At 54.0% G+C, this 24,143-nt stretch carries 27 protein-coding genes, 1 tRNA gene and 2 pseudogenes; 15 read left to right on the plus strand and 15 right to left on the minus strand.

The annotated features are described in order from the left end of the window. Positions 1-181: 181 nt before the first annotated feature. Positions 182-276, plus strand: a tRNA-Sec gene (locus L350_RS03660). Positions 277-311: 35 nt separating this feature from the next. Beyond that, positions 312-1,151 carry a DUF2971 domain-containing protein gene (locus L350_RS03655; RefSeq protein ID WP_032626610.1) on the plus strand — a complete coding sequence of 280 codons (840 nt, stop codon included), beginning with the start codon at positions 312-314 and terminating at the stop codon, positions 1,149-1,151. Here the strand turns inward: L350_RS03655 and L350_RS24770 are convergent. Beyond that, positions 1,152-1,259: pseudogene (locus tag L350_RS24770) on the minus strand (toxin-antitoxin system HicB family antitoxin); the annotation flags it as partial. A 72-nt stretch (positions 1,260-1,331) separates the two neighbouring features. Between L350_RS24770 and L350_RS03645 the strand changes: the two are divergent. After that, positions 1,332-2,452 (plus strand): IS3-like element ISSen4 family transposase gene (locus tag L350_RS03645; protein WP_096147877.1). Its coding sequence is split into 2 segments (ribosomal slippage): positions 1,332-1,590 and positions 1,590-2,452, totalling 1,122 coding nucleotides; the frame shifts between segments, so codons are not numbered across the junction. Positions 2,453-2,481: 29 nt separating this feature from the next. On the opposite strand, the pseudogene L350_RS24775 reads toward L350_RS03645, so the two are convergent. Continuing rightward, a pseudogene (locus L350_RS24775) lies at positions 2,482-2,556 on the minus strand (toxin-antitoxin system HicB family antitoxin); the annotation flags it as partial. Between the two features lie 136 nt (positions 2,557-2,692). Between L350_RS24775 and L350_RS03640 the strand changes: the two are divergent. Continuing rightward, positions 2,693-3,034: a SymE family type I addiction module toxin gene (locus L350_RS03640; RefSeq protein WP_032626612.1), complete on the plus strand. Its 342-nt coding sequence runs from the start codon at positions 2,693-2,695 to the stop codon at positions 3,032-3,034. 123 nt (positions 3,035-3,157) lie between these two features. Next, positions 3,158-3,457 (plus strand): helix-turn-helix domain-containing protein, encoded by a 300-nt coding sequence (locus L350_RS03635; RefSeq protein ID WP_023299004.1) that lies wholly within the window; start codon positions 3,158-3,160, stop codon positions 3,455-3,457. A gap of 64 nt (positions 3,458-3,521) precedes the next feature. Here L350_RS03635 and L350_RS24780 read toward each other — a convergent pair whose 3' ends face one another. The 4 genes from L350_RS24780 to L350_RS03625 all read right to left on the minus strand — a co-directional run bounded on the left by L350_RS24780 (position 3,522) and on the right by L350_RS03625 (position 5,920). Further along, positions 3,522-3,815 (minus strand): helix-turn-helix domain-containing protein, encoded by a 294-nt coding sequence (locus L350_RS24780; protein WP_240183886.1) that lies wholly within the window; start codon positions 3,813-3,815, stop codon positions 3,522-3,524. Then, positions 3,809-4,516: a helix-turn-helix domain-containing protein gene (locus tag L350_RS24785; RefSeq protein WP_240183887.1), complete on the minus strand. Its 708-nt coding sequence runs from the start codon at positions 4,514-4,516 to the stop codon at positions 3,809-3,811. The genes L350_RS24780 and L350_RS24785 overlap by 7 nt, the downstream gene beginning before the upstream one ends. Positions 4,517-4,650: 134 nt before the next feature. Then, a complete protein-coding gene (locus L350_RS03630) occupies positions 4,651-5,130 on the minus strand; it encodes a hypothetical protein (RefSeq protein ID WP_022646606.1) in 480 nt (159 codons plus the stop codon). Between the two features lies 1 nt (position 5,131). Next, positions 5,132-5,920, minus strand: a complete 789-nt coding sequence (locus L350_RS03625) for a winged helix-turn-helix domain-containing protein (RefSeq protein WP_032626614.1) — start codon at positions 5,918-5,920, stop codon at positions 5,132-5,134. Positions 5,921-6,754: 834 nt separating this feature from the next. On the opposite strand from L350_RS03625, the gene L350_RS03620 reads away from it, so the two are divergent. The 6 genes from L350_RS03620 to L350_RS03595 are packed head-to-tail and all read left to right on the plus strand — an operon-like array spanning position 6,755 to position 12,790. Then, a complete protein-coding gene (locus L350_RS03620) occupies positions 6,755-7,357 on the plus strand; it encodes a helix-turn-helix domain-containing protein (protein WP_022646604.1) in 603 nt (200 codons plus the stop codon). Positions 7,358-7,409: 52 nt separating this feature from the next. Further along, entirely contained in the window at positions 7,410-7,994 is a 585-nt protein-coding gene (locus L350_RS03615; protein WP_032626616.1) for a fimbrial protein, read from the plus strand. Positions 7,995-8,047: 53 nt separating this feature from the next. Beyond that, complete coding sequence (locus L350_RS03610) at positions 8,048-8,725, plus strand: fimbrial biogenesis chaperone (protein ID WP_032626618.1); 678 nt, start codon at positions 8,048-8,050, stop codon at positions 8,723-8,725. Positions 8,726-8,748: 23 nt separating this feature from the next. Beyond that, positions 8,749-11,274, plus strand: a complete 2,526-nt coding sequence (locus tag L350_RS03605) for a fimbria/pilus outer membrane usher protein (RefSeq protein WP_032626620.1) — start codon at positions 8,749-8,751, stop codon at positions 11,272-11,274. After that, complete coding sequence (locus L350_RS03600; RefSeq protein ID WP_032626622.1) at positions 11,265-11,783, plus strand: fimbrial protein; 519 nt, start codon at positions 11,265-11,267, stop codon at positions 11,781-11,783. The genes L350_RS03605 and L350_RS03600 overlap by 10 nt, the downstream gene beginning before the upstream one ends. Beyond that, the gene (locus tag L350_RS03595) at positions 11,783-12,790 is read left to right on the plus strand and encodes a fimbrial protein (protein WP_023298999.1); all 1,008 of its coding nucleotides are present in this window, start codon (positions 11,783-11,785) and stop codon (positions 12,788-12,790) included. The genes L350_RS03600 and L350_RS03595 overlap by 1 nt, the downstream gene beginning before the upstream one ends. A gap of 1 nt (position 12,791) precedes the next feature. On the opposite strand, the gene L350_RS03590 is transcribed toward L350_RS03595, so the two are convergent. Beyond that, the gene (locus L350_RS03590; RefSeq protein ID WP_032626624.1) at positions 12,792-13,316 is read right to left on the minus strand and encodes a lipocalin family protein; all 525 of its coding nucleotides are present in this window, start codon (positions 13,314-13,316) and stop codon (positions 12,792-12,794) included. Between the two features lie 117 nt (positions 13,317-13,433). Here L350_RS03590 and L350_RS03585 point away from each other — a divergent pair, with 117 nt between their 5' ends. The 4 genes from L350_RS03585 (at position 13,434) to L350_RS03570 (ending at position 16,965) form a co-directional block, all read left to right on the plus strand. After that, positions 13,434-14,159, plus strand: coding sequence for a MerR family transcriptional regulator (locus L350_RS03585; RefSeq protein ID WP_022646597.1), 726 nt, complete (start codon positions 13,434-13,436; stop codon positions 14,157-14,159). A 99-nt stretch (positions 14,160-14,258) separates the two neighbouring features. Then, positions 14,259-14,669, plus strand: a complete 411-nt coding sequence (gene uraH, locus L350_RS03580; protein WP_023298998.1) for a hydroxyisourate hydrolase — start codon at positions 14,259-14,261, stop codon at positions 14,667-14,669. Positions 14,670-14,771: 102 nt separating this feature from the next. After that, on the plus strand, positions 14,772-15,731 hold the full coding sequence (locus L350_RS03575) for a YbgA family protein (protein WP_032626626.1): 960 nt from the start codon (positions 14,772-14,774) through the stop codon (positions 15,729-15,731). A 145-nt stretch (positions 15,732-15,876) separates the two neighbouring features. Next, on the plus strand, positions 15,877-16,965 hold the full coding sequence (locus L350_RS03570) for an AAA family ATPase (RefSeq protein WP_032626628.1): 1,089 nt from the start codon (positions 15,877-15,879) through the stop codon (positions 16,963-16,965). Positions 16,966-16,993: 28 nt separating this feature from the next. Here the strand turns inward: L350_RS03570 and L350_RS03565 are convergent, their stop codons facing one another. The 8 genes from L350_RS03565 to L350_RS03530 all read right to left on the minus strand — a co-directional run bounded on the left by L350_RS03565 (position 16,994) and on the right by L350_RS03530 (position 24,139). Beyond that, positions 16,994-17,947 (minus strand): GlxA family transcriptional regulator, encoded by a 954-nt coding sequence (locus L350_RS03565; protein WP_032626630.1) that lies wholly within the window; start codon positions 17,945-17,947, stop codon positions 16,994-16,996. 25 nt (positions 17,948-17,972) lie between these two features. Then, positions 17,973-18,752: an MBL fold metallo-hydrolase gene (locus L350_RS03560; RefSeq protein ID WP_032626633.1), complete on the minus strand. Its 780-nt coding sequence runs from the start codon at positions 18,750-18,752 to the stop codon at positions 17,973-17,975. Between the two features lie 89 nt (positions 18,753-18,841). Beyond that, positions 18,842-20,092, minus strand: a complete 1,251-nt coding sequence (locus tag L350_RS03555) for an HlyD family secretion protein (RefSeq protein WP_023298992.1) — start codon at positions 20,090-20,092, stop codon at positions 18,842-18,844. A 6-nt stretch (positions 20,093-20,098) separates the two neighbouring features. After that, complete coding sequence (locus L350_RS03550) at positions 20,099-20,848, minus strand: hypothetical protein (RefSeq protein WP_032626635.1); 750 nt, start codon at positions 20,846-20,848, stop codon at positions 20,099-20,101. Beyond that, the gene (locus L350_RS03545) at positions 20,845-22,941 is read right to left on the minus strand and encodes a peptidase domain-containing ABC transporter (RefSeq protein ID WP_032626638.1); all 2,097 of its coding nucleotides are present in this window, start codon (positions 22,939-22,941) and stop codon (positions 20,845-20,847) included. Before L350_RS03545 ends, L350_RS03550 begins: the two co-directional genes overlap by 4 nt. Positions 22,942-23,008: 67 nt before the next feature. Next, the gene (locus L350_RS03540) at positions 23,009-23,194 is read right to left on the minus strand and encodes a hypothetical protein (protein ID WP_001196016.1); all 186 of its coding nucleotides are present in this window, start codon (positions 23,192-23,194) and stop codon (positions 23,009-23,011) included. A gap of 23 nt (positions 23,195-23,217) precedes the next feature. Continuing rightward, positions 23,218-23,412, minus strand: a complete 195-nt coding sequence (locus L350_RS03535; protein ID WP_022646586.1) for a hypothetical protein — start codon at positions 23,410-23,412, stop codon at positions 23,218-23,220. A gap of 73 nt (positions 23,413-23,485) precedes the next feature. Beyond that, positions 23,486-24,139 carry a hypothetical protein gene (locus L350_RS03530; RefSeq protein ID WP_006812468.1) on the minus strand — a complete coding sequence of 218 codons (654 nt, stop codon included), beginning with the start codon at positions 24,137-24,139 and terminating at the stop codon, positions 23,486-23,488. Positions 24,140-24,143: the final 4 nt, after the last annotated feature.

Here is a 24,143-nt window from a genome sequence, read left to right on the forward strand (position 1 = left end):
GTTTTTTGTGATCGGGATAAAAGTTGATGAGCACGAAATGCTAACCTGAGGATTTTCTTAAGAATTAGCTGAAACAGGGGGATTCAGGTCAAAAGAGAGGTGAAAAAAGTGGTGTGGGGTATGTGGTAAATGCCTGAAAGTAGCTATAATGCGCCCCGCCTCCATGTAGCAATGCAGGCGCGGAAGATCGTCATCTCCGGTGAGGTGGCTGGACTTCAAATCCAGTTGGGGGCGCCAGCGTTCCCGGGCAGGTTCGACTCCTGTGATCTTCCGCCAAAAATACAGCTAAATCTACTTTCAGAGTTAATAACATGTATAAATATCTTCCCTCAGAAAGAATCGATATACTTGAAAATAACTTAATATGTTTTAATAACCCTTTAAATTTTAACGACCCATTTGAATTCAATACTTCTTTTAACTTTAGTAGCTTTGAATCCAATTTATACGATTCGTTAAGCACTGTAGACCTTCTCAAAGAATTTCCAGCTGAACTATTAAATCAGATTGAAAAACTGCCTAAAGAAATTGTCAGCAATATACTTAAAGATGCAAAAAAAACAATGCTCTCGATGTATAAAAAAGAAAAAGAAAATATAATAAGAGCAGCAGATACTACAATGCAAAGTTTTAACTCAAAGTTGATAGGAATAACGAGAATTCTATCATTAACAGAAACCCCTACGAATATTTTGATGTGGGGACACTACGCACAGGCCCACAGTGGGTTTATCATTGAGTTTGATATCAATCATCCATTTTTCTCACAACGTCGCGGCCAAAAAGGTGAATTTGGTTATTTACGAAAAGTTATATATCAGAAAGAATATCCATTCTTGGATCCATTCTCAGACGATCAAATAAATCATTTCCTAATAAAAAGCAAAGACTGGGAATATGAACATGAATGGCGAATGTTGTTACCACAGGCCAATTCTAGTAAAACAATTAATGTATGTGAAAAAGAATTTGATCTCTATGAACTACCATCCGATGCTATCAAAACGATAATTTTTGGTTGCAATACCTCAGAACATTTTAAAACTAAAATGTTCAGGTTAATAAGTTCACGAACCGACTATGAACATATCAGTTTTATACAGGCTAAAAAATCAAATTCAAGATTTGAGATTGTATTAGACCCGTTATAACTACTTTTTTAATCTATTTAATTCATTTCGACCTAAATTTTTTAACCAATTCCCCAAACTCATCCCTTCAGCCTTCGCCGCAGCCTCAAACTGCGCCTTCAATTCCGGCTGACCTGCTCCCCGTTGATTAGTACACCCCGATGTTAGTAATGTCTTCATAAGCCACATGAGGACATCCCCATGAAGAAGCGTTTTTCCGATGAACAGATCATCAGTATTCTCCGCGAAGCCGAAGCTGGGGTACCCGCCCGTGAACTCTGCCGCAAGCATGCCATTTCCGATGCCACGTTTTACATCTGGCGTAAGAAGTATGGCGGTATGGAGGTGCCTGAAGTTAAGCGCCTGAAGTCGCTTGAGGAAGAGAACGCCAGACTCAAGAAGCTGCTTGCCGAAGCCATGCTGGATAAAGAGGCGCTTCAGGTGGCTCTTGGGCGAAAGTACTGACGACAGACCAGAAGCGGGAAGCCGTGATGTTGATGTGTGATGCGACCGGTCTGTCGCAACGTCGTGCCTGCAGGCTTACAGGTTTATCCCTGTCGACCTGCCGCTATGAGGCTCACCGTCCGGCTGCTGATGCGCATTTATCAGGGCGCATCACTGAGCTGGCACTGGAGCGCAGGCGTTTTGGCTACCGTCGTATTTGGCAGTTGCTGCGCCGTGAAGGGCTTCATGTTAATCATAAGCGCGTGTACCGGCTTTATCACCTCAGTGGCCTGGGCGTAAAACGCAGAAGACGTCGTAAAGGGCTGGCAACAGAACGTCTGCCGCTGCTCCGTCCGGCGGCGCCCAATCTGACCTGGTCGATGGATTTCGTCATGGACGCACTTTCCACCGGTCGCAGGATCAAGTGTCTTACCTGCGTCGATGATTTCACAAAGGAATGCCTGACGGTCACTGTTGCCTTTGGGATTTCAGGCGTTCAGGTCACGCGTATTCTGGACAGCATTGCACTGTTTCGAGGCTATCCGGCGACGATAAGAACTGACCAGGGGCCGGAGTTCACTTGCCGTGCACTGGATCAATGGGCCTTTGAGCATGGTGTTGAGTTGCGCTTAATCCAGCCGGGCAAGCCAACGCAGAACGGATTTATTGAGAGCTTTAACGGACGATTTCGCGATGAATGTTTGAATGAGCACTGGTTCAGCGATATCGTTCATGCCAGGAAAATTATTAATGACTGGCGGCAGGATTATAACGAATGCCGCCCGCACTCCACGCTGAATTATCAGACACCGTCTGAATTTGCAGCGGGCTGGAGAAAGGGTCATTCTGAGAATGAAGATTCCGACGTTACTAACTGAGTGTTGTATCTAATCGTGGGGGCAGGTCACGGCGTAATACGAATCTGAAAAGTTGGTGCTTTTCCGGATTTTGACTGATTAGGGTCGCGTTTAGCTGTTGACATGTACGTACCTACAAGAGCAAGATATCTTCATTGAGGTACGTACCTTATCATACGAAAACCTCAAATTGAAACGCCCTCGCCAGGTACTCGCAATACCGGACGAGAGCTAACCTCACCAACTATCAAGGAGTTGATTATGGCTGATTCGCATTCTACCCCAGACACCGACCAATCCGGAACCGAGCGTTCGTTAATTGTGGGATACCGCCCAAATGTTTACGACAAATCCACGCCGAAAATCATCCTTTCCGGTAAGTGGTTGCGCGCAGCGGGGTTTGATACCGGACAGCAGGTCACGGTAAAGGTCATGAAAGGATGCATCGTTCTGGTGGCGTATAACGAGCAGGAGCAGCGGTTGCAGGATGATTACAAACGGACGAAGGCGAAGCTTATTGAGATAGAGAACGCGCTTGCAGCGATCCAAATTCTGCATGCTGGAAAGCGCCTCGCAAAATCAAATACAAACCACCTGGCTTAGCGGCTGTTTCTGGCATACTACGAGCTTACAGACATTATCCTTATGAAGCATTTCTGATAAGGGTGAACGGGTCGAAAATGCAGTTGTTCGGTTTTATCGAACAACTGCCAGCGAGGCAGCCAAGTGAAAACCTTAAATGAAGTGATTGCGTCACGCTCACCGGAAAGCCAACAGCGCATTCAGGAGATGGCAGAGGAAATGTTCCTCGAAACCGGTCTGCAACTTCTGCGTGAAGAGCTCCAGCTTTCGCAAAAACATGTCGCCGATCTTATGGGCGTAAGTCAACCTGCGGTAACACAGCTGGAGCAGCGTGGAAACGATCTGAAGATTGCTACGCTTAAGCGTTACATCGAAGCGATGGGCGGAAAACTTAGCATTAACGTGGAACTACCCACTGGCAAGCAGGTTGCGTTTCATCTCTAGCGCGATTGTATCTGTAGTTGATGGCGCAACTATATAAGCCGCATTTTACATCCACCTCAGAAAATTAATTCTGCGACGTGCGCCACACCCCAGGCGTACAACCATACTCCGTCTGAAAATGACGAATAAAGTGCGCGCAGTCGCTGAATCCCATCCGCTGCGCAATATCCGTCACGCTTTGCTGCGAGTTCTTCAGCAGCCAGCAAGCATAGCGCAGTCTGGCGCTGCGGATAAATTCGCGGGCCGTTTTGCCGAATTCTGCGTGGAACAGACGGTTGAGCTGGCGTTCACTCAATGCCACTTCTCGCGCAAGCCCGGCGGTAGTGAGCGGCCGGGTCAGGAACTGTTCAATCAGCATGACGGCGCGGCGCAACCGCGAGTCAGGGATAAGCGCAAAATTAGCCGGACGCGGCGTGGCGTGGCAATTTCATGCGGAACGAGCGACAAACGCTGACAGGTGGTGCTGGCGATATCATCCCCGGCATGGGCGCGGATAAGCTCAGTTGCCAGCGTCAGGGTGGAAATACCGCCCGGGCAGGTCAGCACATCACCATCGTCGATGAAATCATACCCTTGCTCAGCATAAACCAGCGGGAAAGCCTGCCGAAATGCATCAAGGTGGAAAGGATGGATGGACGCTCGTCGTTCATTCAGCAATCCTTCCTGTGCGAGGACAAAACTGCCGGTGCCAATGCCAATGAGCGGAACCCCGGCATGGTGGGCATGTGCCAGATACGCTTTATCCCCCTGATACCCTAAGTCCAGATACTGCAATTCACCGCCGATAACAGCAAGGTAGTTAAAACTGTCTGGCGGCCCATGGGGAGAATCCGGCCTCATGATAATCCCCGCATTGCTGATGATCGGGATATCAGGGAATTCACTTATCAGGCTGATTTTAAATGCCAATTTATCCTGCGCTTTCGCTGCATAACGCAGCGCCTCCAGCAACCCGGAGACGGCCAGAAGTGAATAACGGGGCCATAATATCAACCCAATATGCAGACACTTTTCCGGTACTGATTTCCCCCCATCGGAGGAGTCAAATACAGTTTTCATTTACTTGCCAAATTTAAAATTAATTACATTATCGCAACATGATCTGTCGCACTTTATATTTCTAAGATAATCCTGATATTTTAAATCAAGCATAAATGAGACGGGAGGAAAATATAATGCTTTTCTCGTTTACATCATTCTTTTTTTGAACCACGACACACATATGTCGGTAATGTTCCTAAGGTAAAGATATAGTTACCATTATGTTGTTCATTGATACGCATATAAATACTCTTGCCCGGATAGACAAAAAATTGCGGTTCATATTTTTCCAGCCAGCTGTCTTCGACATTATCGTCCGGGAAAGTCATATTTTTTTCTGACGTCAGCAAATAGAGGCGATCTTTTCTCTCCACCCGAAAGGAAATTTTCCTGTCGATGGTTTTACCCGGATCGCTCTTTGCCCGGCCATTCATGCTCAGGGTGCCGAATTTCCCGTCGAAGGTGTAATTCAGCCAGACCGTCAGCGTCTCATCCGGATGGTGCTGTACCAGATTAGCCTGGCATGAAAAAGGCTGAACGTAAGATCGGTGCCACAGGTAATAGCCCGTCAGCACGCCTGCCGTGACGAGGCCCGTCACGATGACATACAGCATCTGCCGAAAACGAGTCATGCTAGCTATCCTTCAGGAAATAATCAGATATACAGCGGTTCGGTTCTTTCATTGGCCGGTCGCAGCGAATAACCGACGCACGAGGAAGCAGGGCGTACCAGCTGATGTAAACCCAGGGATATTGCGCGCATTCAGCCTTGAATTGTTCTACATAGGTCAGCGCGGAAGCGCGTTCAGCGTGAGTCTGAATGTCGTTCGCAAGATAAACGCGACAGGCCCCAACGGATGCCGCAAAACGATAATCCTCAACAAAACGGTTTTCCCTGGCGTTCATATATCCCGTCACGCCTCCCACGGCCAGGATGACCAATAGCCCCATGACGACAGCCAGCCAGCGCGTGGGCTTCCTGGCAACGGGCGCTGCTGGCGCGGAGGATGCAGAGACCTCCTCGATCGCTGGCGCCTCCACACATTGTCCCTCTGCGGGTTGAGGCGCGACAGGCGAAGACTCTCTGACGGTTATTTGCGTGTCGCTTGCCAGCGTCAGCCCAATACGGGGAATGGTAACGATAGGGTCAGTTTCAAAACCAATCTTTTTAAGCCCTTTGCGCAGAATGGAGATGTTCTGGTAATAGGTATTGGAGGAGACAAGCATGCCGCGGCTTTGCCAGACAATATCAAGGAACTCTTGCTGAGTGACAATCGACCCCGCTCTGTCGATTAATAACAACAGGCATCGGCCTGCTGGCGAATTTAACACAACCACACGGTCAGGATTGTTGATATCACGTAACGTGCTGGCCGCAGGATGAAATTCGACGATATTATTTATAATGTAATGCTTATGCATAGGGGCAGTATGAATTCTCCGGTTAACAGATGTTGAACCTGAGTCACCGCATGTATGTGATGACATTCGCGTCGGGATTAATGTGACTGATTAACGGCATGCTGTATATCTTCGCCATTGGCGAAAAATCTTAATTTATATTTCATCCCTTAAGCTTCACTGAACCTGCATAAGAACTCAACCCTTGTGGAATGGGGCTTGCAGAGCCGCTTCATCCGCGACCATCCTCATTATGATGTTTTGTGAAGGGAATTTCCGCTCCACAGAAGTATCTGACTATCGACAGCATCTCATTTATCAGAGCCTCTCCTTTTGGCGCACTCCTCGCCTCTTGACATTGACAAATATCTACATAAAAAAACATTGTACGCCACGGACATGCGTGTCTGAAATATTCAGTACTCTTAAGCCTTAAGTTTTCTCAACCTGACCAATATCAATAAGTTATATGGTTTTTGTATGCTTTTCAGCCACCTCTCTATCAGTTTTTAACGATGATAACATTCGTAAATTGTTATTCCCCGTCAGCAACTTCACACCCGCACTGACACCAGACGACAAACTCCTTACAAAACATTTATCAAAGCTAAATTTTCATTAAAAATAGCGGCTATCATAATTTACAGAAAGCGAAGCGGAATAAGACCAATCAGAGGGAAGCGTCGTAACCGGTCTCGATCTTAGTAATTAATACAATTTTAGATTAATTCAGATTACCTCTTTATTGGCCGACGTATAGTAGGCCTACACTATGCAATACGTCATTGCTTCGAGAATACTGGCGATACTCTTATAAATAATTCGCCTGATTACTATTATAAATCGAGGAATAACATGACGAACAATAACCAAATAACACAGCATATTACTGTTGCATTGATGGGCGGCGATCATTATGCAAGAAACGGCATTAAAACGTTATTACGCAGCATCCGCGACGACCTTCACATCATTATCATCGAAGGAGGTTATCAGGAACTGGATAAGGCGCTGTCGTCGATTCGTATCGATATCTTATTTATATCCGGCGCAGAGAAATACCATACAGGGTATGGCTCACTGAAATATTTAAAAAAAATCAAAGCCACGCATCCTGAGGTGATTATCTGCCTGTACTCAACCTCTGCCCATTCCCTGTTATGGGCCAGGGAAGATATTGATGCCTATATCTCGCTACAGAACACGGTTTATCAGTGGCGGATAAAGCTAGCAAAAATGGTCGATAGCCATTATCGGCCCCAAAAGCAGCCAGCGGCGTTATCGCTGACGCCTGGAGAAAGGAGGGTATTAAAGGAACTCAGGAACGGACTGGATATACGTTACATCGCAGAACTGGAGAAACTTTCTTATCGCCGCGTGAGCGCTTTAAAAAGCTCAGCGATAAGAAAACTCGGGCTCAGGAATAAGACAGATTTGCTGGTCTTTTTAACCAGTTAGACCTGCCGCTTTCAGAGCAAATCTCGTAATAAAAAAACCAAGGAACCATGAAATGAAAGCACGCCTTACTTGTCATTCTCTGCTGGCATTAAGCATTGCCGCCCTGCTGCCAGCGGGCTCAGCACTGGCCGCCACCACCAGCGGCGGCACGGTTAACTTTAGCGGTAAAGTGGTGACCTCCGCCTGTGCCATCAGCGCCGGTAGCGCGAATATCGACGTCGACATGGGTGAAGTGCGTACCGCCACGCTGGCTGCCGCAGGCAGTGAAGCCAGTACCGCAAAAGCCTTCTCCATCACGCTGGAAGATTGCGAAATCGCCGATACCTCCGCGTCCACGGAAGATAACCCCATTGCCGCAACGACTGTGGCTATCACCTTCACCGGTACGCCGGACAGTACCGATGTGAATAGCCTGTCCGCGGGAGTAAACGGCGGCGCGGGCTCGGCGCAGCATGTCGCTATCCGTCTTTATGATGAACAGGGCAACGTCGTCAGGCTGGGTGAGCCGGCAGCAGCGATCCCCCTGCGTGCGGGGGCGAACACCCTGAACTTCAGCGCGAAATATTACTCCCCACTGGGCAACGCCACGGCGGGTGATGCCAGCGCGGTCGCAACCTACACCGTGACCTATTCGTAATCTTCAGGCCCGGTCTGCTGGCCGGGTCTGACTCAGCTTTCAGGAGACGCACAATGCGCGTAAACACATGGATTTGTCTGGCTGGCACGTTATGTTCATCCGCCGTGTATGCAGGCGGCGTGGGGTTGGGTGCAACGCGGCTGGTCTACGCAGGCGCGACGACGCAGACGATGATGCAGGTAAGAAATACCCACCCTGATGCCACGTTCCTGATCCAGTCATGGATGGAAGACGAGAAAGGGAGCCGTACCAACGACTTCGTCATCACGCCGCCGCTGTACGTCATGAAGCCCGCCAGCGAAAGCGCGGTGAAAATCATATTCAGCGGCAACGCACTGCCAGCCGATCGCGAAACGCTGTACTGGATGACGGTCAAAGCTATCCCACAGCAGGTTAAAAACGGTTCCGGCAATTCGCTGCAATTCGCCTCTGCCAACCGCATCAAGGTCTTTTATCGCCCTGAGTCGCTTCGGGAAGGCGCAGGAGAGGCATGGAAAAACCTTGCCGGCGCCTACCGCGCGGGCAAGGTCACGCTGACCAACCCAACGCCGTATTACCTCACCACCATTAACCTGAAAATTGATGGCAGGCCGGTGTCGCCCGTCATGGTGCCGCCGAAAACCAGCGTGACGCTGGCAGACACCTTCAGCCATGCGAGCAGCATGAGCTACCAGACGATTAACGATTATGGGGCCTGGACGCCCGTTACCCGCACGTCATTGTCCCAATAATAAAAACAGTAAGGCGTGACCACATGAAAATTAAAATCCTGTGCGCCACGGCGATCGCCCTGGTGATTCGGCAAGCCGTGGCTGCCGAAAGCGAGCTGCACTTTAATCCTGCGTTTCTTAACGGCGAACAGGCAAACAGCGCCGACCTCGCCTGGGTCAACGCCGGGAGCGCGTTGCCGCCGGGCGAGTACAATCTTAACGTGTATATCAACACCCAGTTCGCGTTCACAGGTAACGTCACGTTTCGCGTCGCTGAAAACACCGCCGGTGAAGCCCTGCCGTGCCTTACGCCTGCGCAATTCGCCGCACTTGGCATCGACAGCCGTCAGGCTAAAGGGGGTGAGCTGCCGCCTGCGCAGCGCTGCATTTTTTTAACCCGGTCATTCGCCGATACCCGGTTTGATTTTGACCAGAGGACGCTTACCCTCAACTTCACCGTACCGCAAAGCGCGATGCGCGCTCTGCCGCGCGGGTACGTCAGCCCGGAGAGCTGGGAGTCCGGCATCCCTGCCGCGTGGCTGAACTATGTGGTCAATGGCGCGAATAATGAATACCGGGGCGAGACGCGCACGCGGGAACAACAGCTGTTTGTGAGCCTGAACAGCGGCGCCAACCTGGGCGCATGGCGGCTGCGTGATTTCACCACGTGGACCAAAGAGAGTAACGAACTCACCCACGTCCAGACCTGGCTACAGCGGGATATCCGCGCCCTGCGTGCCCAGGTTTATGCCGGTGAAACGTTCACCTCCTCGCAGGTGTTTGACGCCGTTGGCCTGCGTGGGATTGCCCTGAAGACCGATGACAATATGTTGCCCGCCAGCCTGAGCGGTTACGCGCCTGAAGTGCGCGGCATCGCGCGCAGCAATGCCACGGTGACGGTTCGCCAGAACGGTAACGTTATCTATCAAACCTCCGTTCCGCCGGGGGCGTTTGTGCTGAAAGATCTCTATCCGACCTCTTCCGGCGGCGATCTCGCGGTCACCATTCAGGAGAGCGACGGCAGCCAGACGCAATACACCCTGCCCTTTGCCAGCGTGCCGAATCTGGTGCGTAACGGTCAGGTCAAATATGCTCTGGGGGCGGGGAAATACCGCCCTGCGGGCGATCAGATCTCGCCCTCCTTCGCGCAGGGCGAGCTGTTCCTGGGCTGGCGATACGGCCTCACGTTTTATGGCGGGGTGCAGTTTTCCGATCGCTACAACGGCCTGGCCTTCGGTATCGGGCAGAATCTCGGCCGCTTTGGCGCCTACTCCCTCGACTTCACCCATGCCCGCAGCCAGCTGGCTGATAATCAGCACTACACCGGGGATTCGGTGCGCCTGCGGTACAGCAAGCTGCTGAACGATATCGGTACGCGGGTCAATTTCTTCTCGCTGCGTTACTCAACGGCAGGGTTTTATACCCTCAGCGATACCACTTACAAAGGCATGGCGGGCGGAGCGCCAGAACAGACCGTAGAAGACGATGGCACCGTCACCACCCGCTACGACACGGTTTACAACCTGCATATGTCGCGTAAGGCAAAAAATCAGCTGCTGTTGTCGCAGCCGATGGGCGAATACGGCGCGCTGTCTCTGTCCTGGGATCAACAAACCTACTGGAATACGTCAAAAACCACGCAAAGTTTGCAGTTCGCGTGGAACGCAACGTTTCGTAATCTGTCGCTTGGCATCAGCGCCCAGCGTAGCTCTAGCCTGTACGACAACAAGAAAGACAATATCCTCGCGTTGTCCCTGTCGGTGCCGCTGGGTAACCCGGCGCTGTCGACCCGTCTCCGTTTTACCGCTACCCATGCGGATCCCGCTGGCACCACCGCCAGTACCGGTGTCAGTGGTTATCTGCCGGGACAGGAGAATCTTTTCTATAGCGTCAACCAGCGCTACAGCGCGCAGCAGCACTACGGCGGCGATGCCGCGCTGCAATACGAGGGCGCGTGGGGAGACTATAACCTGGGCTACAGCTACGCCGGTGACTCCCGCAACCTCAGCTACGGGATGAGCGGCGGCGCGGTGCTGCATGAGGATGGCCTGACGCTGAGCCAGCCGCTCGGGAACACCAATATCCTGGTGAAAGCCCCGGGCGCCAGCCATGTCGCCGTGCTCAACCACAAGGGCATCAAAACCGACAGCCGGGGCTATGCGGTGATCCCGTACGCCACGCCGTATCGCGTTAATCAGGTTGCGCTGGATGTCACCACCGTGGGCAATGACGTGGAACTTGAGAACGCCATCGCCAATAAAATCCCCACCGACGGGGCACTGGTTCGCGCCACCCTCACCACGCGTCAGGGGGCAAAAGCGATGTTTATCGTGCATCACGCTAAAGACGTGCTCCCCTTCGGCACGCTGGTCTCGTCAGAGGATGACAACGCCAGCGGTATCGTCGGCGATGGCGGCAGCGTGTATCTGACCGGCCTGTCAGCGAAGGGAACATTGCATGCCGTATGGGGACGCGACAGCGCCCAGCGCTGCACGATCCGCTATGCGTTGAACCCGAAAAATTATCAGGCCCGCACCGGGCTGTATTCCCAGGAGGTCATATGTCAGTAACCGTCCGGTTCCTCCCCCTGATCCTGCTGATGGTCATCGCCGTCCCCGCGCGCGGCTATGACGTGCTGGTTTCCGTGACCGGCAACGTGATCGGCAATACCTGTATTGTCTCGGAAGATTCGAAGGAGCAAAACGTGCCGCTGGGCACCCTCGGCGTGAAGCAATTTAGCGAGGCGGGGGCAGTCAGCAATATCAAAACGCCCTTCACGCTCACCCTTGAAGCGTGCGGCCCTACCTTTGCTGGCGTGAAAATCCGCTTCAGCGGTACGCCGGATGACGAAAACCCGCAGCTTCTGAAAGTCGCTGACGGCGGCGCGACCGGCGTGGCGGTGCAGATTCTGGATAAAGACAGCGTACTTATCCCGCTGGACACCCAAACCACTGCTTACGGCGCGGCGGGGGATGACAGCGTAAAAATGACCTTCTATGCGCGACTGGCCGCCACGGGTGCGCCGGTCAATGCCGGAGACGTTTCGGCAGTGGCGACCTGGACGACGGAGTATCAATAATGCGTTTACTGTTTTTAGGCCTGTTTTTCATGACGTCTCAGGCACTTGCCCTCTCCTGGACATCGGATATCACACTTTCACCCACGCCCATGTCCTGGTCCGGCCCGGCAGATTCCATCGTGCCTGGAAAGACGATCGGCTCTGAATGGAGCGCCACTGCGAGCGTCTCGGAAGTGTTCTGGTGCGGCCTGGTATTTACCTGCTCAAAAGGGACGCTGGAGCCGAGCAGCAGCGTAACGGCCACCGGCATCACGGTTATTCTTGATGGCGCAAATTACATGGTATTTGAAACGGGCGTGCCCGGCATCGGCTTCATTCTTGGGCTTAAAGATTATAATGGCACCACCTATGTCCCGATGCAGACGGGCATTACGCAGAGTTATCCGGCCGACGGGACTAACGGTTACGCCTCCACACTGGGCTGGTCGGCAAAAGTGACGTTTATCAAGACCGGCGTTCCGCTGAAATCCGGCGTATACCAGACCCCCACCATTAACGCGGCGATCCTGACGGCCTATAACAACGAAGTGAAAACCGCGCAGGTGATCATCAACCCGACCACCATCACGGTGACGGCAAGCGGCTGCACGGTAGGCACGAAAAGCGCCAACGTCGACCTGGGCACCATTGATGTTCACACGCTACCCAGCGTAGGCAGTACCTCGCCATCGGAGGCGTTTAACGTCAGCCTGACCTGCGATGAGAACGTGGCGGTTAACGCAGTAATGACCGATCAGACCACGCCGTCAAATACCTCGTCGGTCGTGACGCTGACCGGGGACTCCACGGCCTCCGGCATTGGCGTGCAGTTTTTCTATAACGGTACCGGGCCGCTGATGATGGGGCCAGACAGCTCGGCCGCAGGCACGACGGGACAGTTTTTCATCCAGACCACCAGCGCAGCACAAACGCTGTCGCTGCCGTTCCAGGCGCAGTACATCCGAACCGGAGAGCTGGTCCCCGGCTCGGCTAACGCCCTGGCGAGCATTACGTTTTCGTATCAGTAGGTCAGTGTTTAACCCACACCAGCTGATCGACCCGGAAGCCCAGATCGCGTGCGGTATTCAGGTAGTCCTGTTTTACCGCATCCGGAATGGTCGGGGTGCGCGATAAAATCCACAGGTAGTCGCGGTTCGGGCCGCTGACCAGCGCGTACTGGTACTTATCGTCCAGCTTGATCACGTTATAGCCGCCGTAGAACGGGCCGAAGAACGATACCTTCAGCGCAGCCGTAGTCGGTTCGCCGGTAAAGTACGCCTTTCCTTCGCTCTCATTCCAATTGTTCTTCACCGGATCATAGCCACGATTCAGTACGCTGATACCGCCATCGCTGCGCTTGCCGTACGTCGCGGTCACCTGTTCCAGACCGCGCTCGAAGCGATTTTCCAGTCGGGCGACTTCATACCATTTGCCGAGATAGCGGCTGGCATCAAAGCCGGTAATGGGCTGCACGCCTTTCGGCGGCGTGGGAGATTTACAGGCAACCAGCGTCAGCGCAATGGCGACACCGGTAACGACAGGCCATAGCCTCATGAGAACTCCTTTCATTTACGCGGTTGGACGTTAAGTGTAGCGCACCCGTGCGGCGCTTCATCCCGTCGGGGAATATTCGTAGTATATTGAGACTACTCCTTCTCTTCGGATGCAGACATGGCTTACTCCATCGGCGAATTCGCCAGACTCAGCGGCATCACCGCCACCACGCTGCGGGCGTGGCAGCGACGCTATGGATTACTCAAACCCGAGCGTACGGACGGCGGTCACCGCCTGTACAGCGATGAGGACGTTCAGCAGGCGCTGAAAATCCTCGACTGGGTTAAAAAAGGCGTACCCATCGGCCAGGTAAAATCACTGCTGGAACGTCCTGTGCCGCGCCGCGCCAATAACTGGCAAACCCTGCAACAGGCCATGCTGCAAAAGTTGCAGGAGGGGAAAATTGAATCCCTGCGTCAGATGATTTACGACGCCGGACGCGAATACCCAAGGCCAGAGCTGGTCACTAACGTGCTGCGTCCGTTGCGCAGCCAGATATCGGCCAACGTCGCCGCCGCCATGACGCTGCGTGAGATCCTCGACGGCATCCTCATCGCCTACACCTCGTTTTGCCTTGAGGGCGATAAAAAAGCGCCGGGCGATAACATCCTCATCAGCGGCTGGCATCTGAACGACCCGTGTGAGATCTGGCTTGAAGCCCTGACGCGCACCGGCCAGGGCCACCGCATCGACATACTGCCGGTTCCCCCTGCCGCGCTGGCCCCGGAAATTTTTCCGGATCGCAAATGGCTGCTGGTTACCAGCGGTAAACTTACCGCCGCGCGAAAAAAGCAGGTTGCGCAGTGGCAGCAGCAAGTTTCCCTTGAGGTAATTATCCTCTGATTATTTTCTGCTGTGGCAAACTTCACGAAAAGTTGAATATTTTTTCGCGCAGCGAGTGCTAACGTTTTCCTGTCACCGACAACTCAACAGGAAAACACGATGAAAAAGACACTCCCTCTGATGATGCTGGCTACAATGGCTTTCGCCCCTGCCGCGTTCAGCGCCCCGGCAGGCACCCTGAGCGTCCACGTTCTGGACCAGCAAACCGGTATGCCGCCAGCGGATGTGGCCGTCACGCTGGAAAAGCAGGAGCAGAACAAGTGGACCCCGATTGCCAGCGGTAAAACTGACCACGACGGGCGCATCAAATCGCTCTATCCGCAGGATCAGGATATGGCGCCAGGCGTCTATAAAGTGACCTTCAAAACCGCAGATTACTTCCACGGCAAAAAGCTGGACTCCTTCTTCCCGGAAGTGCCGGTGCTGTTCACCGTCACCCGCACCAATGAAAAACTGCACATCCCGCTTCTGCTCAGCCAGTACGGTTACTCAACCTACAAGGGCAGCTGATTGCCCTTGATTTTAAAGACGATTAAAAAATAATCCCGCCAATACTTGGACAAACTCACATTGTTGTGTAACTTTTAGATATGAGATCGGGAGGTGCACATCATGACAACAAAACCTGTGCTGGGTATTAGCGGATGTTTGACCGGTTCCGCCGTTCGCTTTGACGGCGGACATAAGCGTATGGGCTTTGTGATGGATGAGCTGGCGCAGTGGGTCGCTTTCCGCCCGGTATGCCCTGAAATGGCTATCGGCCTGCCCACGCCTCGTCCGGCGCTGCGCCTGGTGATGACCACTGGCGGCGAGACAGAAATGCGATTCAGCAAAGCGCCGCACGATGACGTCACGCAGAAGATGGCCGCATTTACGGCAGATTATCTGCCGAAAATCGGCGATCTGTCAGGGTTTATCGTCTGTGCAAAATCCCCTAGCTGCGGCATGGAGCGCGTGCGGCTGTACGACGAAAACGGCAACCGGGGCCGCAAGGAGGGTGTCGGGCTGTTCACCGCCGCCCTCCTTGAAACTTTCCCCTGGCTGCCCGTCGAAGAAGACGGTCGCCTGCACGATCCGGTACTGCGGGAAAACTTTGTTGAGCGCGTTTTTGCTCTCCACGAACTGAACGTAATGCGTAAAAATGGCCTGACGCGCCATGCCCTGCTGGACTTTCACAGCCGCTATAAGCTTCAGCTTCTGGCGCACCATCAGGCAGGCTACCGTGAAATTGGTCCGTTTGTGGCATCACTGCATGAGTGGGACGATCTGGACGCGTTTTTCGTGGCCTATCGCGACAAACTGATGAATATCCTTAAAAAACCCGCTTCGCGGAAGAATCACACTAACGTGCTGATGCACATTCAGGGCTATTTCCGTAACCAGCTGAACAGCCGCCAGCGCGGAGAACTGCGTGATGTGATCCTGCATTACCGGGACGGACTGCTGCCGATCCTCGCGCCGCTGACGCTGCTTAAGCATTATCTGGCTGAATACCCTGACCGGTACCTGATGACGCAAAACTACTTTGATCCCTATCCTGATGATTTGGGTCTGCGTCTGGCCGTTACCTGATAAGAAAGAAGCGAAGGCCCATTGACCCACAGAGGCCCAAAGCTGTACCCCGTTTAGACGACACCCTCACTGTCGTCTTTTTTTTGCGCTCAGCGTAAAATACTGTAATTCTGTACAGGTTAAGCATGCACAGCGGAGTACCCCGATGATCAAAAATCTGCATATTCAGAACTACCGCTCAATTCGCGATATGTCGCTTGAGCTGGAACAGCTCAACATCGTGTTCGGCCCCAACGGCACCGGAAAATCCAATATTTATAAAGCGATTTACCTGATGCACAGCGCGGCGCAGGGGCAATTCTCCCAGGCGCTGGCAAACGAGGGGGGGATTTTGAAAGTGTTCTGGGCGGGCAAAACCCGCAGCGATCAGCTGCGGCGCATGAACCTGGCGGTGGAAACGGAAACCTATGAATATGAGCTTCAGGTCGGGTTCGTGGAAAAGCTGCCCTATCCCTCACAGTTTCAGCTCGATCCGGTGATCAAAGAGGAATCTATCTGGTTGAGCGGCCAGCACCGTCGTCCGTCGTCACAGCTGATGAAGCGTAAGAATCAGGCGGTTTTCCTGAACAACGTGCATCACGAAAAAGTGACCCACAGCGGTACGCTGTATGAGAACGAGTCGGTGTTCGGGCAGCTCGGCGAACCGCACCTCTATCCCGAAGTGTCGCAGATGCGCGAGTCCCTGCGTAACTGGCGCTTTTATCATGAGTTTTCCGTCTCATCCGGCTCGGCGATCCGTGCGCCGCAGGTGGGTTTTCGTTCCCCGGTGCTGGCCAGCGACGGCGCGAACCTGGCCGCCGCGTTTCAGACCATTGTCGAAATTGGCGACGAGCTGCTGCTGATGCGCATTCTCGACCAGGCCTTCCCCGGCTGCGTGTTTTACAGCGACAACACCGGCGGGCGCTTCCGCATGATGATGCAGCGCGAGGGGCTAAGCAGACCGCTGGAACCGGCAGAGTTCTCCGACGGCACGCTGCGTTTTTTGTGCCTGGCGGTGGCGCTGCTAAGCCCGCGCCCTCCCGCATTCATCGCCCTCAACGAACCGGAAAACAGCCTGCATCCGCAGATGCTGCCCGCTCTGGCAAGCCTCATTGCCGAGGCCAGCCGCTACTCGCAGATCTGGCTCACCAGCCACTCGCCGGAGCTGGCACAGTTGATTGAGAAGCACCGATCGTTTTCGCTGTATCAGCTGTCGATGATGGAGGGGGAGACGCGGATGGAGCGGCTGGGGTAATAGCCAGGTGGCGCTACGCTTACCTGGCCTACAGGCGAGAACGAAACGTCTTACGCCACTCCGCCGGACTGACGCCAAAGCGCGCCTTAAACTGCTGCCGATACGTCACCGCTGATAAAAACCCCACCTGCTCAGCGACGCTTTCGATTGGCAGACTGCCGGACTCCAGCAGGATCTGGCTGCGCCGCAGTCGCTCGGCGGTAAGCCAGTCGGCAACGCTCATGCCCGTCGCCTTGATAAAATGGCGGGTCAGCGTGCGTCGGCTCATCGACACCACGTCCGCCAGCGAATCCAGGTTATGCGGCTCGGAAATGTGCTGCTGAAGGTAGTCTATGAGACAGTTAATCCGCCCGTCGCGGGTATCTTTCGGCACAGGCTGCGCAATAAACTGCGCCTGCCCCCCCTCGCGGTGCGGCGGAACGATCATCCGGCGGGCAATCTGATTGGCGACGACGCTGCCAAAGCGCTGGCGGATGATATACAAACAGCAGTCGAGCGCGGCGGCGGTACCTGCCGAGGTGATCACATTGCCGTCGTCCACGTAGAGCGCGTTGATGTCCAGTCGAACGTCCGGAAACAGCGTCTGAAACTGGTGTTCAAACTCCCAGTGGGTGGCGGCCCGTTTGCCGCTGAGTATGCCGGCATAGCCCAGCACAAACGATCCCAGACACAGCCCAACAATTTCCGCCCCGTTGTCTCTGGCCTGAACCAGGCTGTCGAGCAGCGTCTGAGGCGGGCGCTCCAGTACGTGCTGCCAGTAGGGTACAACCACAATTTCAGCCGATGCGATCGCGGAAAAATCCTGCGTCGCATGCAGGGCAAAACCGTCTTTCGAGGTCAGGAATCCCGGTTTTTCAGCGCAGATCGTGACGTTAAAGCGCTTTTCCCCGGATACCGTATCGCCAAACAGAATGCAGGGGACGGAGTAGTGGAACGGGCTAAACCCGTCCACCGCGACAATAGCAACGTTAACAAGCGGCATCTGTCTCTCCTTTCCCCTTTAACACTCAGAATATAACGGTTTCGCCGTCCTGAGGAATGCTCACCGCGTCACTTATCTCGTTGGCGTCAACATACTCGCGCAGCGCGCGGCGGGTCAGCAGGCAGTGGTTGATAGCTTCCATATGGGTCGCCACGATTTTCGCCTGCGGCAGCAGGAAATGCACGTTAAGCAGATCTTCTTCCCCCATGATAATTGGCCCAAACCCGATGACGTGGGCGTAACCAGCGTTGAGCACGACAACGTCCGGTTGATGCTTTTGTAGATCGGCCGCAACCGCGTCGCGCCAGATGGTATCCCCTGCGATATAAAGCGTCTTCTCATCGGGATGACGGAAGACCACGCCGCAGGCTTCACCCAGACGCTCTGCCAGCTCCGGCACGGCATAAGCGCGGTCAGTGCCGTGCTGGCCGCCATAAGTTTTCGCAATCCGGATATCGCCGAACGTCGTTTCGTCGGTCATGACCGTCAGGTTGTGAAAGCCCTGTCCGCGCAGCAGCGCGGCATCGCTATCATTTTGCACGTAGATCGGCTTGTGTTTGGCGATCAGCTCAACGGCATACTGATCCCAGTGATCGTCATGGGTATGGGTGACGATCACCGCATCGGTGTCCAGCAGCGTTTGAACGTCAACGGGAAGCTCGACCATCGGGTTGCGAATATCGGCCCGCGCGGTGCCGGGAAAACCCGGATAAGCACCTTTTGGCGCCAGCATTGGGTCGATTAAAAAGCGTTTTCCCGCGTAAGTGATCAGCTGGGTGGCATTGCGAATTTGCGTAATGTTCATGGGCTATCCTCCGGTTGGTATGAGAAGGAGAATAGCCCCAGGGTGCCGTTAAGAATGTGGGCTAAAGGGCGATGATCGATGAAATCGGGTCAATCGATAAACCGCTTGCGCACCCTTTCCAGCGGAGCAATCAGCAGATTGATAAGCGGCTTACGATCGATAACGATATCGGCGTTCACCGTCATCCCGCCCATCAGCATGCGCTTTTTCTTGTCCGGGTCGGTAAACCAGGAGGGAACGCGCACTTTAGCCAGGTAGTAGTTCTGCCCTTCCTGGAGCGGGATCAGCGCCGAATGGGCATCAATGTTTACCTCATAGAAATCGGACAGCGTCGCCTCCACGGAACCGTATTTGTCCACGGGCCAGGAGTCGAAGCGCAGCTTGACCTTATCGCCTTTCGCCACGCGCCCCACCCCCGTTGCCGGAACATACAGGTACCCCTCCATCGTCGCCGCGGTATTTTTACGGATCACCACCACCACCTCGCTGTTTTGCGTAATGGCCCGGCCTGGCGGGAAGTTAATCGCCACCACGTAGCCATCTGAAGGGGCCAGCATCGCCATGGTGGAACTCCCCCGGCTGGACAGGTTGCGATCGATTTCGCTGATGCGGTTTTTCACGTACAGCTGCTCTTCGCTCAGCGAGTCAATTTGCGACTGGGTGCTGTCGGTCAGGCTGGTTTTGCGCGCCTCAAGCTCAAGAATAGTGCTCTCCTCCAGCGTCAGGTTGAGCTGGGCGTTGAGCACATCGTTATGGCTTTTATCGAGATCCACTTTGGAGACATAGCCCTTCCCGGAGACGGATTTCCACGCCTCGTAGGTGTCGGTGCTGTTTTTTAACAGCGCGCGCAGCTTCTTCACCTTATCGCGGGAAACGGCGATCTGCTTGTCAGTGAGAGCCAGCTGCTGCGCCAGATTTTTGCGATACGACGCAATCGAGTCCTCAATGGCCTGGATGCGCTGCTCGCTGCGCTTTTTCTCCGCTTCCATCTGCTGGCGGTCAAACTGCACCACCGAGCCCTGCTTGCCGCCATAGTCCTGCGACACGGTGAACAGCGGATCGTTTTCCTTCACGTACTGGCCGGGCCGGACGGCAAAATCAACAAGGGTTCCGGACTCTCTGGCGCGCACCTCCACATCGCCCTGCGCCGGGATCAGCACCCCGCGTGCCAGCGTGGTTTCCGAAAAGTTGAAAGCAATCGCAAAGACCAGCAGGCAGAGAAAAAAGGCGATGAACAGCGTCAGCACGGTTTTCAGCCGCGGCGCGTTGATTTGATAGCTTTTTGAGAAGTGGTGCGGGATTAGCGCCCGACGCTGTCGGCTTCGGTTTTTTAATTTCACGATATGTCATCCATGATAAATCACTGAAAGATCGTCCCATCCACTCCAGAGCGTGGGGGTTTTGCGCAGCGCGTTCAGCGTGTCGGCGGCGGCCAGACGGTAATCCTCTGGCGCATACGCCTGGCTCTCCAGCCCAAACTCTACCGCGTGCAGCGAACAGACCGGCAGCAGCGTTCGGACGCTGTAGCCATAACGCGATAAAAACCGCGTGGAGACGTCCGTTAACCACGCCTTGCGATCGCCTGCCTGAATTGGGAACAGTGGCGCATCCGGCAGGCGTTCATCCATCAGCAGCACCGTCACCAGGCGCTGAGGGGCGAAAAACGAGCCGACGCGCCGTCCGTCGTGTGCGGCCATCAGCTTGTGCAGCGCAGGGTGACGGGTAATAAACTGAAAGCGCACATCATCTGGCGCGGTGGCGAGCAGCGCATCCACGATCAGGCCAAAGCCCGCCCAGCGCATGCCCAGAAGCAGGGTGCGAGGCGAACTGTAAAACCCCTGATCCTGCGTCCACTGCGCCACGTACGCATGCAGATCGAAGCGAACGTTGCGCGCCCACAGCGCGGGCGGGAAAATCTGTTCCACGAAGTTAAACCCGCTCAGCTCATGGGCGTTCTGATGCAGAAAATCAGCCGGCACATCGGCCTCCGGGCAAGGCATAAACTGGCTGTAGTTTTGCGCAATCCGGTTTGCCATTAAGGTGCGTCCGGCCTGGCGCGCGCAGAGTCGGGCATAGAGACGCGGCAGAAACATCATTGCTCACTCTCCCGCAGGGTGCCGTTTTCCATGGTATAGAGACGCCCCTGACAGCCCACCACGTCCGGCGAGTGGGTAACAAATACCAGGCCAATCCCCAGGCTACGCAGGTTCGCCAGCACCTTTTGCGCGGTGGTCTTATCCAGGTTCGCCGTCACTTCGTCGCAGAGCAGTAGCTTAGGCTGACTGTACAGGGCGCGCGCCAGGACCAGACGCTGCATCTCCCCGGCCGAGAAAAAGGTGTTCCCCGGCAGCATCTCCGTTTCGTAGCCGTGCGGCAGACGGGCGACGACGTGGTCCACTTCCGCCAGCCGACACGCGGCGATGACCTGCTCTTTATCCGGCGCGCTGTCAAAGCAGGCGATGTTGTCCAGAATCGAGCCGGTGAAGAGAATATCGTCTGCATGAACAATGCGGATGTGCTGGCGCAGCGAGGAAAGATCGCACTCTTCAATGGGGATCTTATTGATCCGCAGCGTGCCAGACGATGACAGCAACATGCCGGAGATCAGACGCAGCAGCGTGGTTTTTCCCGACCCGCTCTGGCCCACAATCACCGCCTCTTCGCCCTGCTTCAGGGTCATGTTGATATGCTGTAGCGTGGCCTCCCGGCCTGGATAAGCAAATGAGACATCCTCAAATTGCAGACAGACCGGCGAGGTGACAATCCGCTTCCCAAACTGGCTGGTTTCAGAGGGGGCAAACAGCAGGTCGCCCACGCGATCCAGCGGCCCCTTAAGGGCATTTTTGTCCAGCAGCTTCTGCGCCACCTGCACCATGGCATCGGAAAAATAGCGCTTATAGCTGATATAGGCGTACAGCATCCCGATGCTCATCTGCCCTTCCAGGATCAGCCACGCGCCAAAGCAGACCACCAGCAGCTGCTCGGCATTGATCACCAGCAGCGAAGCCACGTCAAAGCGGGCCAGCAGCCGCTCTTTACGCATCAGCCCGGCGATGTGTTCGCGCTGGGATTTGTCCATCACCGCATCCCGGGCCTGCTCCATATTGTTCGCCTTGAGCGTAATGATCCCTTTCTGTGTCTCTACCAGCAGAGATTCATACTGGGCGGTACGCTCGATGGAGTCATCCACCGCGCGTTGATAGGGGCCGATCAGCGAAAAGCGGATCAGGAAAAACACGCCCATCAGCAGCATCGTCAGCAGCGCAATTTTGACGTTATACAGCAGCATAAACAGCAGGCTGGTGACGGCGATCAGGCTGGAAAAGAGAATTTGCACGTAACCATTGCTGATGAACTCCGCGCAGGCGTGGAGCGATTTTTCAATAGCCAGCACGATGCCCGGCGGGCGCGAGCGGAACCAGCTGGTCTGGGTGCGCAGCATGTAGTGGCGCACGGACTGGCTTAAATCGTCATAGGCAATGTTACGCATCAGGATCTCAAGCAGCTGCTTGAGGAATTTACCGATGACTTCAAAGATAAAGACGATAGCGAAGATCGCGGTGAGCAGGATCACCAGATCGCTGTCGCTGCGGGAAATGGCCTCATCCATAATCAGCTGCACGTAGGTGGGGCTCGCCAGCATGGTGATGAGAGTAAAAATACAGAGCACAAACAGCAGCAGCTGGCGCTGGAACAGGCTCGGAGATTTATTGGCTAACCGGCCAAGCGTGAGCTTTTCATCCGGGGATTTCTTTTCGAAACACGGCGTGGGCTTAAGCTCAAGCACATAGCCGGAAAAGAGTTTTTCCGCCTCTTTCAGGCGGTAACGACGCACGCCGCTGGCCGGGTCGTGAACGGTCACGCTGCGGCTGTCGATCTTCACGATGACCACGAAATGGTTGCCGCGCCAGAAGGCGATGAGCGGCAGCTCAGACGTTTCTATTTCAGTGATTTCGCCTTTAAGCACCCGGCCAGACATATTTTTATCGCTGGCAAGGGTCAACAATTCCGCCATTGAGGTTCCCGCATCGGCGGAAACGGAAATCTCCCGGCGCAGCTGGCTGACGGAGACATGGTGGTCATAGTGCCCCAACACCATCGCCAGGCAGGCCAGTCCACATTCGGTAAATTCATGCTGGCGAATAACAGGGGTCTTACCCTGTTTTTTATACTGAAAGAGCGAAAACATAATGATCCGTGGCTGAAATAAAAAAATGGCCCGGCAATGCGGGCCATGCGTACAACGTGCTTCTCGCTTAGGCGCTGAAGAAACCGCCGATGAAGCCGCCCACCAGGCCGAATACGCCGCCGATGGTGCCGCCCAGCGCGCCTAACATCTGGCTGCCCGCGTTATAGCCCGCGCTTGCGCCCTGAATAGCGGCAGCAAACGGATCCCAACCACCGATGATGGCCTGTGCTTTTTTGAAATCGATAACTTGCATGATACTTTTCCTGTAAACGTGAATTAGTTGTAGCTACCAACCAGCGCGCCCAGGAAGCCCATTGCGCCACCCAGAACTCCGCCAACCACACCGCCAACCATGCCCATGATGCTGGCGCCAGTGTCGTAACCCAGCTGTGCACCTTTAACCAGACCAGCGAACGGGTTTAACGCGCCGCCAATAATGTCTTTCGCTTCTACGAATGAAATCGCTTTCATTTTTATCTCCTGTAGTGATGGATCTTTAGCATGATGCTAAAGGCTAATTTCCTTTTATGAAGGAAAGCGGTTGCTACGGGCAGGTGGTCAGCGGAATGATTTTATTGCCATAAATAATCATTCGCCTTGCAGCCTGCCCGGCATTATCTATTTCCAGCCGTTGCCCCGGAGGAATATATTTTGAATTATTGTATTGCGTACTGCACCCGACCGAGGAAACATATTTAAAATAGGTATTCCCGGTATTACTCACCACCCCGTTGCTAAACGCATAATCAAAATGTCGTGTCCATGGACGGACAATCAAAATAGCCTCAAGCGAGACCACCACATCCGACTGGATGCGCTGGCCTTTGCGCGTGATAACCTTTGCCTGGAGCGGCGTCTCGGTGAATTTTACGCGATAGTATCGCTCTTTGTTGTCATGCGGGCCGGTATAGTAAAATTTAAAACCCGCGCGCTCACCGCTCCCCAGCGTTAATTGCTTAGGCGAATACATGACTTCGCCGTCTTTTATTTCGGTTTCTTTTCCCTTCTCTTTTGGAACGTCTACCTGAATAAGCGAAACGGTATAATTCTGACGTTCGCTGGTATCGTTTTTTATCGGCTGAAAAACAACTTCTCTTTCGGGAAGAAAATCAATATTCAGACTTTCGATAATTAAAGCATTTGCCCCTGTGGAAATGAAGCAATTTATTGCAAAAATAGCCAGGAATTTTCCAGTCATGATT

It is taken from the genome of Enterobacter sp. MGH 4 (genome assembly GCF_000534735.1).
GTDB classification, from domain to species: Bacteria; Pseudomonadota; Gammaproteobacteria; order Enterobacterales; family Enterobacteriaceae; genus Enterobacter; species Enterobacter intestinihominis.